The sequence below is a fragment of the Steroidobacter sp. genome (genome assembly GCF_016790065.1).
Taxonomy (GTDB): domain Bacteria; phylum Pseudomonadota; class Gammaproteobacteria; order Steroidobacterales; family Steroidobacteraceae; genus Steroidobacter.
On record NZ_JAEUPY010000035.1, the window covers coordinates 14,786 to 28,919 of the forward strand.

9 protein-coding genes are annotated in these 14,134 nt (G+C 61.0%); 4 read left to right on the top strand and 5 right to left on the bottom strand.

Going from position 1 to position 14,134, the window contains the following annotated elements:
• The first annotated feature begins 14 nt into the window (after positions 1–14).
• From JNL55_RS01380 to JNL55_RS01390, 3 genes are read left to right on the top strand one after another with little or no spacing between them, the layout of a single operon-like run.
• A complete protein-coding gene (locus JNL55_RS01380; protein ID WP_293848476.1) occupies positions 15–737 on the top strand; it encodes a YebC/PmpR family DNA-binding transcriptional regulator in 723 nt (240 codons plus the stop codon).
• Positions 738–774: 37 nt separating this feature from the next.
• Positions 775–3,915 carry a DEAD/DEAH box helicase gene (locus JNL55_RS01385; protein WP_293848477.1) on the top strand — a complete coding sequence of 1,047 codons (3,141 nt, stop codon included), beginning with the start codon at positions 775–777 and terminating at the stop codon, positions 3,913–3,915.
• A gap of 12 nt (positions 3,916–3,927) precedes the next feature.
• Positions 3,928–5,169 (top strand): hypothetical protein, encoded by a 1,242-nt coding sequence (locus JNL55_RS01390; protein ID WP_293848478.1) that lies wholly within the window; start codon positions 3,928–3,930, stop codon positions 5,167–5,169.
• Between the two features lie 7 nt (positions 5,170–5,176).
• Here JNL55_RS01390 and JNL55_RS01395 read toward each other — a convergent pair whose 3' ends face one another.
• On the bottom strand, positions 5,177–7,045 hold the full coding sequence (locus JNL55_RS01395) for a serine/threonine-protein kinase (RefSeq protein ID WP_293848479.1): 1,869 nt from the start codon (positions 7,043–7,045) through the stop codon (positions 5,177–5,179).
• A 160-nt stretch (positions 7,046–7,205) separates the two neighbouring features.
• Here JNL55_RS01395 and JNL55_RS01400 point away from each other — a divergent pair, with 160 nt between their 5' ends.
• Positions 7,206–7,748, top strand: a complete 543-nt coding sequence (locus JNL55_RS01400) for a hypothetical protein (protein ID WP_293848480.1) — start codon at positions 7,206–7,208, stop codon at positions 7,746–7,748.
• Here JNL55_RS01400 and JNL55_RS01405 read toward each other — a convergent pair whose 3' ends face one another.
• From JNL55_RS01405 to JNL55_RS01420, 4 genes are all read right to left on the bottom strand, one after another.
• Positions 7,749–9,203: a serine hydrolase domain-containing protein gene (locus tag JNL55_RS01405; protein WP_293848481.1), complete on the bottom strand. Its 1,455-nt coding sequence runs from the start codon at positions 9,201–9,203 to the stop codon at positions 7,749–7,751.
• A 41-nt stretch (positions 9,204–9,244) separates the two neighbouring features.
• Positions 9,245–10,492 carry an alpha/beta hydrolase gene (locus tag JNL55_RS01410; protein WP_293848482.1) on the bottom strand — a complete coding sequence of 416 codons (1,248 nt, stop codon included), beginning with the start codon at positions 10,490–10,492 and terminating at the stop codon, positions 9,245–9,247.
• A gap of 20 nt (positions 10,493–10,512) precedes the next feature.
• On the bottom strand, positions 10,513–12,090 hold the full coding sequence (locus JNL55_RS01415) for a serine hydrolase domain-containing protein (RefSeq protein ID WP_293848483.1): 1,578 nt from the start codon (positions 12,088–12,090) through the stop codon (positions 10,513–10,515).
• A gap of 2 nt (positions 12,091–12,092) precedes the next feature.
• On the bottom strand, positions 12,093–14,134 hold a 2,042-nt coding region (locus JNL55_RS01420), incomplete at its 5' end, for a TonB-dependent siderophore receptor (RefSeq protein WP_293848484.1).

A 14,134-nucleotide genomic window follows, 5' to 3' on the forward strand; every position in this document is an offset into this window, starting at 1 on the left:
AGGGGAGCCGTTTCATGGGCCGCATTTTCGAAGTCAGAAAGCACGCGATGTTCGCGCGCTGGAACCGTATGGCGAAGCAATTCGCCCGTATCGGTAAGGACATCACCATCGCCGTCAAGAACGGCGGCCCCGACCCCCACTCCAATCCGGCCCTGCGTCGCGTGATCCAGAACTCACGCGCCGTCAACATGCCCAAGGACAAGGTCGAAGCGGCAATCAAGCGCGCGTCGGGCAAGGACGCGGCCAACTTCACCGAAATCCTGTACGAAGGCTATGCGCCGCACGGGGTCGCGGTGCTGGTGGAAACCGCCACCGACAATCCGACCCGCACCGTCGCCAACGTACGCAGCATCTTCACCAAGCACGAGGGCAACCTCGGCACCGCCAACAGCGTCAGCTTCCAGTTCAAAAAGATGGGCGTGTTCCGGCTCAATCCGGAAGGCATCGACCATGACGACCTGGAGCTGTACCTGATCGACCACGGCCTGGAGGAGATGGGTGAGAGCACCGGCGAAAAGGGCGAGCCGCAGCTGGTGGCCCGTTGCAATTTCCCCGAGTTCGGCCACATGCAAAAAGCGCTGGAAGATCGCAGCCTGGTGCCGCTGTCCGCCGAACACGAATACATCTGCCTGACCCCGACCGAGTTGCCCGAAGCGCAAGCCACCGAAGTCCTGGAAATGATCGACAAGCTCGAACAGGACGACGACGTGCAAAAGGTCTATCACACGTTGGCGTGATGCGACTGAAGGATCGGGCAAGCCGCCCTCCTGCGAGATGAGTGAGTCTCCGTCTTTGCGCCGGCTACAGGTCACCTTAGGCGATGACCTGTTCTTGGCCGCACAGCAGTTGGCGCGCGATGGCGCTGTCAGCGAGCTGCGCATCGTGCAATCCGGCTCGGTCGTCACCGGGCAGGTTGCAGAAGCCAACGCACGCCATCGCGTTTACCTCCGGCATCAGTCCGCCACCGACCGGCAAATCGCCGAAGCGGAGTGCAGCTGTGGGCGGCCGAGTCCCTGCGTGCATATCGCAGCTGTCGAGATCGCCGCTGTCACCAATGCACCGAGCGTTGCGACACCGCGTCCCGCTGCATCATTACAGCGTGCCACTTCCGCATCGACCGGACCTCAGCTACAGCAACGGCTTTATTACTTGTTACAAGCAACCGCAGCCGGCGAGTTGCAACTAGCGACTTGGGTCGGCCAGGCGCCTCCCGGCTCGAACCGGCTGGCCCGCGGCGGCACCAGTATCTTCGTACCGCGAGGTAACGAGTTCCCGCGTTATGTCGATTCGGCCGATCGTCAAATTCTGCAGCAGCTGCTGACCCAGCGAACCGACGGTCCCTGGATCCTGCGCGACACCGCCGGCACCACGGTTTTGAATGACGCCATTGCCACCGGCCGTGCCCGCTGGCAAACCCTCGACGGCACCTCGTTGAAGCTGGGCAAAGCGCGCCCCGCTCGCATCTCCTGGCAGCTGCTGGAAAACGGCGAACAGTATCTGCAATGCGAAGTGTCAGAGGACAAACGCGTCGCTACGTTCTTCGATCTGGACGTCGCCATGTATGTCGACCCGGGCAGCAACGAAATCGGCGCGGTGACCTTGCCTTGTGACATCGAATTGTTTCGCCGCTTCTTCAATGCGCCGCCGGTCACGCCCGAACAAGTACCGACGGTGACCGAAGAAATCGAAAGCACCGGCGCACCTTTGCCGAAGCCTCGCGCGCTCGTCGCCCAAGCGCAGAAGCTTCGCAAACTGACCGCGCAGCTGTATCTGGCCGAAGATCCCATCGCCACGCTGTACTTTGTTTATAACGGACTGCCGGTCTACAGCCGTTCCCTGCGTGGCGGCGACCGCAAAGTCCGTATCTTTAAAGACAATCGGCTTTATGAAATCCCGCGCGACCTGGTAACCGAGCGCCAGCTCCAACAACGATTGGATGCGGCCCTCGCTAACAGCCCGCAAGGCCGCGAGTTCTGGCTCGGCTTCGCACACAACACCATTGCCGAGCTGCGCGCCGAAGGCTGGGACGTAGTCGTTGCCGACGACTTCCCCTATCGGCTGGTCGAAAGTAGCGATTGGTATGTCGACGCCGACACCGGCCGCGACAAGGAATGGTTCGACCTGAAGCTCGGCATCGTGATCGACGGCGTGCAAGTGAACTTGCTGCCGGCGCTAGTCGACTATCTGCAAGGCGCGCTCGGCACTGGCGAGGCCGGCGTACATCGCATCGGCGAACAACTGTTCGTACAGATTCCCGATGGCCGCTATCTGCCCGTGCCCATCGATCGGATCAAACGCATCGCCGATACGTTGGTCGAACTGTTCGATCACGACGCGCTGACCAAACAGCAAACGTTGTCGCTGCCGGTTACGCAAGCGAGTCGACTGGCACAGCTGACTGCGGATCCGGAAGCGCCGAAGCTGCGCTCGCCGGACACTGCATTCCTGCAGTCCGTGGAAGAGCTGCGCAACTTCACTGCCATCGAGCCGCTGCAACCGCCAGAGCAATTCAAGGCGACGCTGCGCCCGTATCAACAAGAAGGCTTGGGTTGGCTGCAGTTCCTGCGACGCTGCCGCCTGGGCGGCATTCTTGCGGACGACATGGGCTTGGGCAAAACGGTGCAAACGCTGGCGCACCTGGCGCTGGAGAAAGAAGCCGGCCGACTCACCAAGCCGTCGCTGATCGTGGCGCCGGTGAGCGTCATCGGCAATTGGCAGCGTGAGATCCAACAGTTCGCGCCGCATTTGAAACAACTCACGCTGCACGGCTCGCGCCGCAAGGAGTTGTTCCCTCAGATTGCCAAGGCCGACGTGGTCATCACCGCGTACCCGCTGCTGCAACTCGACAGCGAAGTACTCACGTCGCACGAGTTCTACCTGGTCGTGATGGACGAAGCGCAGGTCATCAAGAATCCGCGCGCCAAAGTCTCTCAAGCGGCCCGGGCGCTGCAGTCCGAGCATCGGCTCTGTCTCACCGGCACGCCCATGGAAAACCACTTGGGCGAGCTGTGGTCGCTGGTCGACTTCCTGCAGCCGGCGCTGCTCGGCGACGAACGCGAGTTTCAACGCCAGTATCGAACTGCCATCGAAAAGAATAACGATCGCGAGCGAGCGTTGGCACTCAGCCGACGCATTGCTCCGTTCATGCTACGGCGGACCAAAGATGCCGTGGCGCCGGAGTTGCCGGAAAAGACCCAGATCATCGAGACCATTGCGCTCGACGAGAAACAACGCGACTTTTACGACGGCGTCCGTCTCGCCTCGCACCGTCGCGTGCGTGAGACCATCGAAGAACGCGGCTTGGCTCGCAGCCAGATCACCGTGCTCGACGCGCTGCTCAAGCTCCGACAAGCCTGCTGCGATCCACGACTCGTGGCATCAGCCGAACCCACCGACGAAACAGTGCCCTCGGCCAAGATGGACTGGCTGAGCAACGCGCTGCCGGAAATGATCGAGGAAGGCCGGCGTATCCTGCTGTTCTCGCAGTTCACTTCGATGCTGGCGCTGATCGAAGAGCAAGTGCAGGAACTCGGCATTCCGTATCTGTTGCTCACCGGCGAGACGCGCGAACGCACGCCACTGATCGAGAAGTTCCAGGGCGGCACGGTGCCGTTGTTCTTGATCAGTCTCAAAGCCGGCGGCACCGGCTTGAATCTCACTGCCGCGGACACGGTCATTCATTACGATCCGTGGTGGAATCCGGCCGTGGAAGCGCAAGCCACCGATCGCGCCCATCGCATCGGCCAGCACAAGCCGGTGTTCGTTTATAAGCTTATCGCTCAAGGTACGGTAGAAGAGCGCATCGTGCGGCTGCAAGAGCAGAAGCATGCACTGGCCAATCAGCTGTACACCGAAAAGAACGCGGCACCGCTGCAATTGGATGCGGCCGATCTGGAAATGTTGTTCGCGCCCTGACCTTCAACTCGTATGATCAAAATCGATAGCAGCCTGCAAAAGCAGGTCGACGATCAATTGCTGGAACAAGGCGCGTTCACCGTGCTGGAACTGCTGCTGGCCACCGGCCGGCTGGCCTATAGCGATTACGAAAGCTGGCGCCGTCAGGAAATCGAATTTCTGGACGGCGTGCTGATGGGCAGCCCGGACAAGATTCGCGGCCAGATCGAAAGTTCGGTGAGCTACGCGCGTAGCATCGGCCTCGTCGAACAGCCGCAGGAGTTCACGCCCTGGCATTCGGACTCGCCGGCAAGCAACAAACCTTTGCGCATCAGCGCGCAGACCGAGTTGCATCGACTGATCGCGGGTCGATTCATTCCGGCTCAGCAAGCGCCGCAGATGGATTTGTTTTTCGACAATCCGGTCGCCGCGCTGACCAACGGTATCGCACGCGCCTTGGCGGCAACCAATATCGCCGATGCGCAGCGACAGCTCGACCGTCTGTATGAAATCGCGCCCAATCATTCCGATCTGGCCGGCTACGATCGTCTGGTCGCCGTCGCCTCGCGCCTCGATCATGCGATCGAAGATGCGCGACAACAGCTCGATCTGCTGCTCGACACCGGGCCGATTGCCAAGCGACTGCTCGGCTCGCAATGGCGGGAGTTGTTGACGCCGCTATGGCGACAGCTGGCCGAAGCGCTACAAGACCAGCCCTACTCCGCCGACGAACCGCATTTTCATCGCAGCTTTGCGCTCAGCCAGGCGCAGGACTGGGCCGGCGTCAGCGCTTGCGTGTTCAGCGAACCGAATTGGCAACAACAACCGGCGCTGTGTTTACAACTCGCCCACAGCGGCGCGTTTCAACATCGACGCGTCGAATCGCTGACCGGTTGGTTCGCGTTGTGTTGGCACGAGCCGTCTTTGGCCACCGATGCTCTGAGTAAGCCTCAGCATCCGGACGCCGGCATCGGCAAGTCGTGGCGGGAATTTCTGGCCGCGGAGGACGATCTGGCCGATGAGGACTTGGAAGACTCAGCGCTCAAGCCCGAAGACTTTCCGGCGTGGATGCTGCTGCGTGAACCCGGCCTCGCTCGGCAGATGGGCATCGACCTCGCTCTCGGCGAGTCGCCGGGAGAGGAGCATTACCGCTGCGTGCATCGCTGGCTCGAAGCGCGGCGCGCGCAGAAGAAGGACGAGGAACTGGCCCAGCGCAAGGCGCTACAGGCTGGGCATCCGCTGTTGTTTCGTTATCTGAAGAGCGTCGTCGGCTGAGAGCGGCCTATTCGCAGGACGCCCGGCACTCACGTAGCGCGTCCAGGCACATTTGATCGGACTCGTGCGCACGCTCGTCGCAATCCTGACGACGCGAAGCCACCGAGCCACCGATCACATCGACGCAGGTCTTGTATCGCAACGTCATCCGAGTAAGACAAGCATCGCGGTCCAGCGAATATTCGCAGCGGGACTGACCGAAGAAGGCACAGCTGGTTGCGGCCGGATTGGTCGTGGTAATCCGAGTCGAATTCGCGCCGAACGCCACCGCTTTCATGCACTCCTGCTTGCCCCGACGACTGAGGCTCTTGCACTCGCCGTCATCACGCTCGCACTGAGCGACACATTGCTTGCGACGCGCGTCGAGACCACCACCGGCGGACGACGGGAACGACGTCGATGAAGACGATGCACTCGGCGTAGTCACCTTCGCCACGCGTTGCGGCTTCGGCTCCGTTTGCTCAGTCGGTGCAGGCAGAGGAGTCGCACTGATCGCATCGACTTCGGACTGCACAGAGGCCGTCTGCGTCGGTTGCTCGACTTCGGGTTCAGGCTCGGGAACAAGCGCCGCCACTGACGGCGTCGCTTCCGGCGGCGGCTCGACTGGCGTCGAACCATTGGACCCATCGCCACCCGCTTCATCCGTACCGCCCGCAGTTCCAGACGTTCCCGCGGCCGGCGCAGCAGCCACAGCGGCAGGCTTCGGTGCCTGCGCCTGCTGATTCAAAATCACGAACGCGCCCGCAGCCGCGGCCGCAAGCCCGGCGCCGATCAATATCAAACTGCCATAACGAAACTTCTTGGCCGGCGGCGCTTCGATTTCGGCCAACATTTCGTGCAACGACTGGAACCGATCCTCCGGCATCACGGCCATCGCTCGCATCAACGCAGCAGCGTAGCGCTTTGGCAGATCGCGGCGAATGGTTTCGATGGATTGCACCGCGCCGGTGGGCAAGGTGCCAGCAGACAACTCATACAGCACGACGCCGAGCGCATATTGATCGGTGCGCCAGTCGACGTCCTTCGAACCGATACGTTGCTCCGGCGACATGTAATAGGCCGTGCCCAACGCCATGCCTGTCTGCGTCAGCTGTGAATTGCTGAAGGCGCGCGCGATACCGAAGTCCATGAGCTTGACTGTGCCGTCCTCGGCCAACCAAATGTTTTCCGGTTTGATGTCTCGATGCACGATGTAACGATGCGCGTAACGCAGCGCGTCGATCAGCTGCTTGGCGATGTCGCTCACTTCGGCGACGCTGAATACACGATTCTGCTGCCGGTACTGTTCCATCCGCTGGCGCAGCGTGTGACCTTTTAAACGCTCCATGGAGAAGTAATACAGCCCGCCGCTGATGCCGACGTCATGCACGCGCACGATGTTTGGATGAGACAAGCTGCAGGACATCTTGGCTTCGGCCAGGAAACGATCCTTGGCAGCGACACTGAACTGCAAATCCTGACGCAGCACCTTGATGGCGACGTCTTCCTGCTTGAGACGATCGCGAGCGGCGTACACGTTGCCCATGCCGCCTTGGCCGAGCAGATGCCCGATCTCCAGGCGATCGGCAATCACGGCGCCGGTCTCCATGCGCATGAACGTATCGCCCGACGGCGCGGGCGTCATGGTCGTGCCCGAACGCGCGACGGTCGCGCTGGCGTCGTTGGAATTTGTATAACGGCCCGTACCCGTGACCATCTCGTAGGCCTGGCTCAGCTCGGCGAGCTTGGCACCTTGAGTGTTACGGTCAGCATCGGTCTGCGCCGCAATCAGCCGCTCCTGCACGACGGCCAACCGTTCGCCATAGACCCGCGCCACGGTGGCGTGATCTTCAGTTCCCTGTAGACCCAGGCTTGCCAGTGCCGCTTCTTTGTTCATGGGCCGGATTGTATGCCCGGCCGGCGCCGATGGGACCGCCACCGGACCTTAAGGGAGGGTCGGAAAGTGACGGAATGCACATTCCGTCGGGCAGGCGGCCTGCCGGATGGTAAATTGCCGCCTTTACCGCCGTTCCGTTAGCCAGCCTGCCGAGCCCGCCGTGTCCGCCAAATCCCTGTTTATTCCCGTCGTTTTCACCGCCGCCGCCCTATTGATGGGCCCCGCCTCCGCCGCTGATTTTCGCGCGCTAGAGTTCGGCACGCCCTGCGATCGGATCGCCGTCATCGAAGCCGGCCGCGGCTCGGCCTCGTTCGAAGGCAAACTCCCTTCCGGTTATCAATTCGCTTTCCGGGTGCGCGAGTTCGATCGTGACGCATTGGCCGTTTATGCCTGCGACGGCGGCAAACTGTTTCGCGGCGGCTATGTCTTCGAGGCCAAGAACGAAGCCGACGCTGCTGCCCTGTACACCACCATCAAACAACGCGTCACTCGCGAGCGTGGCGCCCCGTCCTACGATTTCGCATCCGCCGCCCATCGCAAAAAAATGACTGACGCCGGCGCCACGCTATCGCGCGTCGACACACTGGTCGCGTTCTGGAGCGGCAAGACCTCGGAAGCCCATGCTTCGGTGGCCGAGCCTTCCAAGGATCGCGGCTGGCGAGTCAGCTTGAGCTACACGGCGAACACTCACGTGCAGGAGTGATTAGTTCTTCCGCAGTTCCACCCAATGGGTCAGTGCGCCTGCGCGCCAGCTGTTCGATGTGGTGGCAGCACCGCCGGTGAGCCGATCGCCTCGCAAGCGCAGAGATAGTTCGAGCATTCCCGGGTCGTTCCAGCGCGCATCGTCAGTGTCGAGCTGGCCGAGCATATGTCCCTGAAACACCCCGTCGCTGAACCAGACAGGTCGCATCACGCTCACAAACTGGTCGCGCAGCCCGGCGCGGACTTCGCCTGAGGGCAAGAACTCGACGGTGATGGGAATCTCCGAGTTGTAAGTGTGCAAGTTGCCCGACCACTTGCCTTGCAGCTCAGCGCTCGGCACGAAGGCAGGACCGTCGCCCTCTGCCTTCTTGGGCTGCGGCCGCCACTTCGGTAGCAAGGTCTGCAGCACCTTGTCCGCGATAGCGCGGTGGCGCCCCTTCTCGTGATTGGTCAATACCGCGACCGCGATATCTTCAGAGGGAATCATCAGCAGTACCGCGCCGACACCGGGCATGCCGCCGCCATGCTCCACCGTGCGATAGCCGTTGTCGCGATCCACGATCTTCCAGCTGACGCCGAAGCCAGAGCGCGCCGAATCGTTCACGGTGAGTCGTTTCATCTCATCGAGTGAAGCATCGGAAAGAATCGCCCGCTGGTCGGAGCGATGATCTTTCAAATGAAACATCGCGAACCGCACCAAGTCATGAGCGCTGCCATAGACCGCTGAGGCGCCTTGGTGATCCGAGTCATACATTGGGATTCGCGCCCCATCCGGGTTGTAGCGCGCGGCAGCGTAAGCTTCCATGCCCGGCGGGATGCCCACAGCCATGCGCGTGAGCCCCAACGGCATGAACACTTTTGCGGTCATGAACTCCGCAAAACCCGTTCCAGAGGCTCGGCGAATGACGTAGTCGAGCACGCCGTAGCCGAGATTCGAGTACTCCACGGCCTCCCCCGGAGGTGTGATCAGGTTGCCGTAGCGAGCGATGGTCTCGTCGGTAGATGTCTTGCGATAAGACTCATCGCTGAAAATCAAGTGATAGTGCAGCGGCAAGCCCGATGAATGATTGGCCACTCGCCGCACCGTCGCGTCGCGTGCATCGCCGACGCGCGCCTTAAGCTGCGCGTTACCGAGATAGTCATTCACCGGTTTGTCCAGATCTACTTTGCCGGCCTGAACCAAGGTCATCAGGCCGGTAGCAGTGATGGGCTTGGAGATGGAGGCGAGCGAGAACATCGTGTGCTCGGTGGCCGGAATACGATTCTCGCGATCGGCCCAGCCGAAGCCTCGCTCCCAAACGATCTTGCCTCGCTGACTGACAGCGACGGCGACACCGGCCACATCGCCCTCGACCCGCTGTGCCTCGATGAAAGAGGCAACCGCATCGAATCGGTCAGCCGCGCCTGCTGGCGCGACGCCAGCCAAGCACAATAGTAGTACGCAGAGATTTCTCATGACGATCTCCAAAAGAGGACCCGCTCGCGCGGATCTCGAAGTTATTTCGCGCGCTTTTTCTTGGACCGAGCGTCCTGAAGTTCTTTGATGCGCGCCCTGGCCGTGAGGTGCTCGAAGCTCTTGTTGGGTAGCGCCGAAAAATACGCCGCGCCTTCCTCGAGCAGCGCCAGCGCCTCATCGACACGACCTGCGGCCGCCAGCGCGGCAGACAAATTGAGGTATTTCTGATCGCGATAGACTTCGCCCATCTCGCTCAGAATCTGGACCGCGCGCGCCGGGTTGCGCTTGGGCTGCTGCTCGGTCGGAATGAACTGATATCCGCCCCACAGATAGGCCTTCTGCGGCAGCTTCATGTGCAACCCATACTTTGCAAACAGCGCCTGGTAATGCGCCTGGATGGCATCGTATGGATCGCGTTTTTTCTCAATCGCCGCGGTCAGCACGTCATTGAACGACCAGCCTGCGAACAACTGCTCCAGTCCATCGTAGATCGCCAGATGCACCATCGAGTTGTGATCTTCGCTGGCGCGCGGCGGCCGAGTCCGCAACACGATGTTCGCAGGCGGACTCGCAGCTAGAGAGGCATCGAACGTCTTGAGCGCTTGGTTCGGGACAATGCCCGCGGTGTAAAGGTAACGAAAGCGCCCGGGTGGCAACTTATGAAGCGCCGCGGGCACCGAAGTAACAAACGACTGCCGGTCGTACCACAGCGACGGATCGAGCGCGAGGTATGCATTGAATGCATCGGGCCGCGTCAGCAGCGTATGCATCGCGAACAATCCGCCATAGGAATGCCCAATGAGAATACGGAACGGCTCGGTGCGATGACGCTGCTCGATCCACGGCGCAACTTCATCCACGATGAAGCTCAGGAACTCACTCGCGCCGCCCTCTGCATCTTTCATCTCCGCCGCTACAGAACTTGGCGGCGTGAGATTGTGACTGCGCGACAGCACACCGTTGGGAATGCCAACGACGATGGCTTCGGGCATCAGAACGTTGCTCGCCATGAAAGCCACCGTCTCGGCGGTGAGCGCGGTATGCGTTTCACCGTCGAGCAGGTAGATGACAGGGTAAGTCTGTGTGGAACGGCTGTAGCTCTCGGGCAGCCGCACGATGATTCGCCGCCATTCACCGAGCGTCTTCGACCAGATGACCGATTGGGCCGGGTCAGCGGATTCGATCGCGAGTGTTTGGGCACTCGCGATCGACGCCGTCATCCAGAAGACCAACATGTAGCAAAGCGCCAGGCTCCGCTTCAGCAGCGCACGCATTGCCACGCCGTGCATCGCTCTCAAGTTGACCGACATCAGCGAACAACCGCATCGCTAAGCTTGGGATCGGCAGCAGCGCGCAGCTCTGTCCAATATGGCAAACCATAGCCCCATAGCCCTTCATACACTTCCGCTGCCACAGCGACGCCGTTGAGCACATCGCCCCGCAGCGTCAGCCGCAGCGACACCGAATGTGGATGATGCCGAGTGTCCGCCGTCTGAATCTGCGCAATCGTGTTGCCGGTCAGTTCACCGTTCTCGAACTTCACATCGTTCAGCAACGCAGGCTGGCGCAGAGTGCTGCGATTACGGAAGCGAGAGTTGCCGCCGATGCGCACGTGTACATCGCCGGTGGGCAACACATTCAACTCGATGGGCTGCTCGCCTTCAGGAGTGTGGACCCGACCTTCCCACCGGCCCGCCAATTGCGCAGGCGGTTGAAACGCGGGGTTCGCAACGCTCGCCGGGGCGGGCGGCGGTGCCGACTCGCGCCACTTCGGCAACACACTCTTGAGCAGAGCAAGATGCAGACTCCCCGCGCCGCCTTCAGTGTTCGTCAACACCACTGCACCGGCGTTCTCTTCGGGCACCAGGATAAAATTGGTGGACACTCCCGACATCGCGCCTGCATGACCGATGGTGCGATAACCGCCTTCGTCGTGCACACCCCATCCCAACGCGTAACCGCCCTCGCTTTTTGTCGCCAGGCGAGTGGGGATGCTCTTCGTATTGATCGGCTCGCGAGACATTGCCTCGCGCGAGGCCGCGTTGAGGATCTCCCGCTGGTCGCTCTGGCGCTGGCCGAGGAAAAACAACCCGAAGCGTGCCAAGTCATGCACGCTGGAAAACACCATGGCCGAAGCGGGTTCAGCGGACAAATAGTCCGGGATGGGTTTGCGATCGAAGTCGTAACGAATCGCCTGATATCGCTCCAGTCCCGGTGCGAGGTACACCGACGAATGGGTCATGCCCAGCGGCAGAAACACGTCCTGGCGCATGTACTGCTCATAACTCTTGCCCGACACCTGAGCTATCAGATGCCCCAGCACTCCATAGCCGATGTTCGAGTACAAGTGGCGCTCACCCGCCGGCGCCGCGACGATGGCGTAACGACGGATGTTCTCGCTCACGGACATCATGTCGCGCGCATCCTCGCCGTACAGGAACTGATTGCCCGACGCCACACCCGAAGTGTGATTCGCCAAGCGCCGCACCGTCACCGCCCGCGGATCGCCGATCCAGATTTTCATCTGATCCGCGCCGAGGTAATCGTTGGCCGGTCGATCCAGGTCGAGCTTGCCCGCCTGCACCAGCGTCATCACACCCACGCTGGTCAGCGGCTTCGACAGCGAGGCCAGTGCGAACATGGTGTGCTGGTTGGCCGGCACACGATTTTCCAAGTCCGCCCAGCCGAAACCTTCCTCCAGCAAAATCTTGCCGTCCTTCCACACCGCCACCGCCACGCCCGGCACCGTGCGCTCGAGCATGTGCTGACGAATCGTCTGCCGCACGCCATCGAAGCGATCGGCCGAAGCCGTAGACGGCGCAGCCAAAACCAGGCCGAGCGCCGCCGTTGCGCCTGTGATCAGGCGACTGAACTTGAGCTCTTGCATGATTACCACCGGCTGCGCAACGAGAGAGTGAAGCTTCTCGGGTCCCCGTACCAGGTGCCGTAGCCAGTCACGCCGATGGTCTTGTAGTAGACCTTGTCGAAAATATTGTCGGCGTTGAGCGCTACCGACCAGGTTGGATTGATGTCGTAGGCCACGCGCGCGCCAACTATCGCGTAGGCGCCTGCAGTGAACCGGAAGGACGACGTTCCCACCGGGTTGGAGCCCGCATAGACCACCGACGATCCGTCGACGTAGTTCTCCGACTGCGCCACGACGCCAAGACTGAATTTCCATTGCTCGTTGTGTGGCAACCCATAGGTGGTCCACAACTTCAGCAAGTGCTTGGGCGTTTGCGGGTTGTATTTCTGGCCCAGACCGTTGGCATAGCCGGACTCGTATTTGTTGACGTTGAAGGTGTAGCCGACGAACAAATCCCAGTTGGCGAGCAGCTTGCCGTTGATCTCGAAATCGGCGCCGCGGCTTTGCACCGTGCCGCGCGTGAGATAACAACATAGCGAGCCGAACTGACCGGCTTGTTGCGCGTAGGTCAGGTCCCGGACCGCTTCGTTGCGACGATCGATCTGATAGATGGCGAGTTGGGTGGCAGCGCGGCCGTCCCACAATCCGCCTTTGATACCGAACTCCACGTTGCGTCCGGTGATGGGATCCACCGGTGTTCCCGGCAATGGACCTTGCAGACTGCTGGCCTGCGACTGGTACTGGTCCGCGATGCTGCCGTAGAGCAGCCAGTTGCTATTCAACTCATACGTGAGACCGGCGTACGGCGTCAGCACGCCGCTCTCTTCGTACTTGGTCCTGAAACCAAACGACACTGCGCCCGTGGTGGTATTCAAGCCTTGCAGATCGAAGTCATATTTGTAGTTGCTGTAGCGGACGCCGCCCATGACTTTGAGCGGATCGGCCACCTGCAACACCAAGTTCAGATAGGCACCATCCTGTTTGATGGGCCAGGAATACAACGTCGACGGGATCACGCCGCGCGCCGGCTGAGGCACGGCATCCGGATCGTAGGTGAACGGATTGAGGTTGGTGAAATTGGCAAAGCTCCAAATCTTGGCTTTGTTACGGATGTCCTGCGCATCCACACCGACAGCCACCGTCTGCGAATACCCGAACAGCTCGAACTTGCCTCGCAAGGTCAAATCCAGAAACGTCAGATCTTCCGCCTGCTCCGAAGCAGAGACATTACTGGTTGAAGAAATCAGGCCGGTCTGGCGATTGATCGGGTTGTAGCTGGATGCTCCCCAACCTTCCGTATCGACTCGCACCTTCATCGCATTGGCGCGCAAGTTCCACGACTCGCCGAGTCGCTGCTCGAACTGAATGAACGCCGTGCCCGCGTCCCGCTTCTGGCGCGCCCAGGTGGGAGAGATGATGGTCGAGCGAGGTAAGTGCGGATCGGTAGCATCGTCATATAACGGCAGCCCGGTCGATCCCTGAGGATTGTCTGCGTTGCCGTACGTACCACCGACCGCGAGCAGCGTGCTGTCACTGAGATCAGCCTCGATGATGCCGTAAAGCTGATCTCTGCGGCTTTCACCGTTGCTCAGATAAGAATCGCTGTCCTCCTTCGCATAGACCACTCGACCGCGCAGCCGACCATCCCAACCGAGCGGACCGGAAGCATCTATTTCCGCGCGGTATTGGCTCCAACTTCCGGCGAGCAATGCCAAAGACATCTGAGTGTCCTTGGTGGGGCGCTTGCGCACCAGCTGCAGCGAGCCACCCGAAGCGCCGTTGCCTGAGAACAGCGCGTCCGGTCCGCGCATCACTTCCACCTGCTCGTACATCGACAGATCCGCGATGTTCAAGAATCCGCTGCCGCTACCGTCGGTGGGGATGGGCGCCGCGCCGTCGACTTGCAAACTTCCGATCTGGAAACCGCGAGCGTAGTAGCGCTGATTGGCGAAGTTGACTCTGGCAACTGTGACGCCGGTCGATTGATCCAGCACCGAATTCACCGTGTTGATGTTCTGTTCATCGAGACGCTCACGCGTAACGATGGTGACGGCGCGCGGTCGAT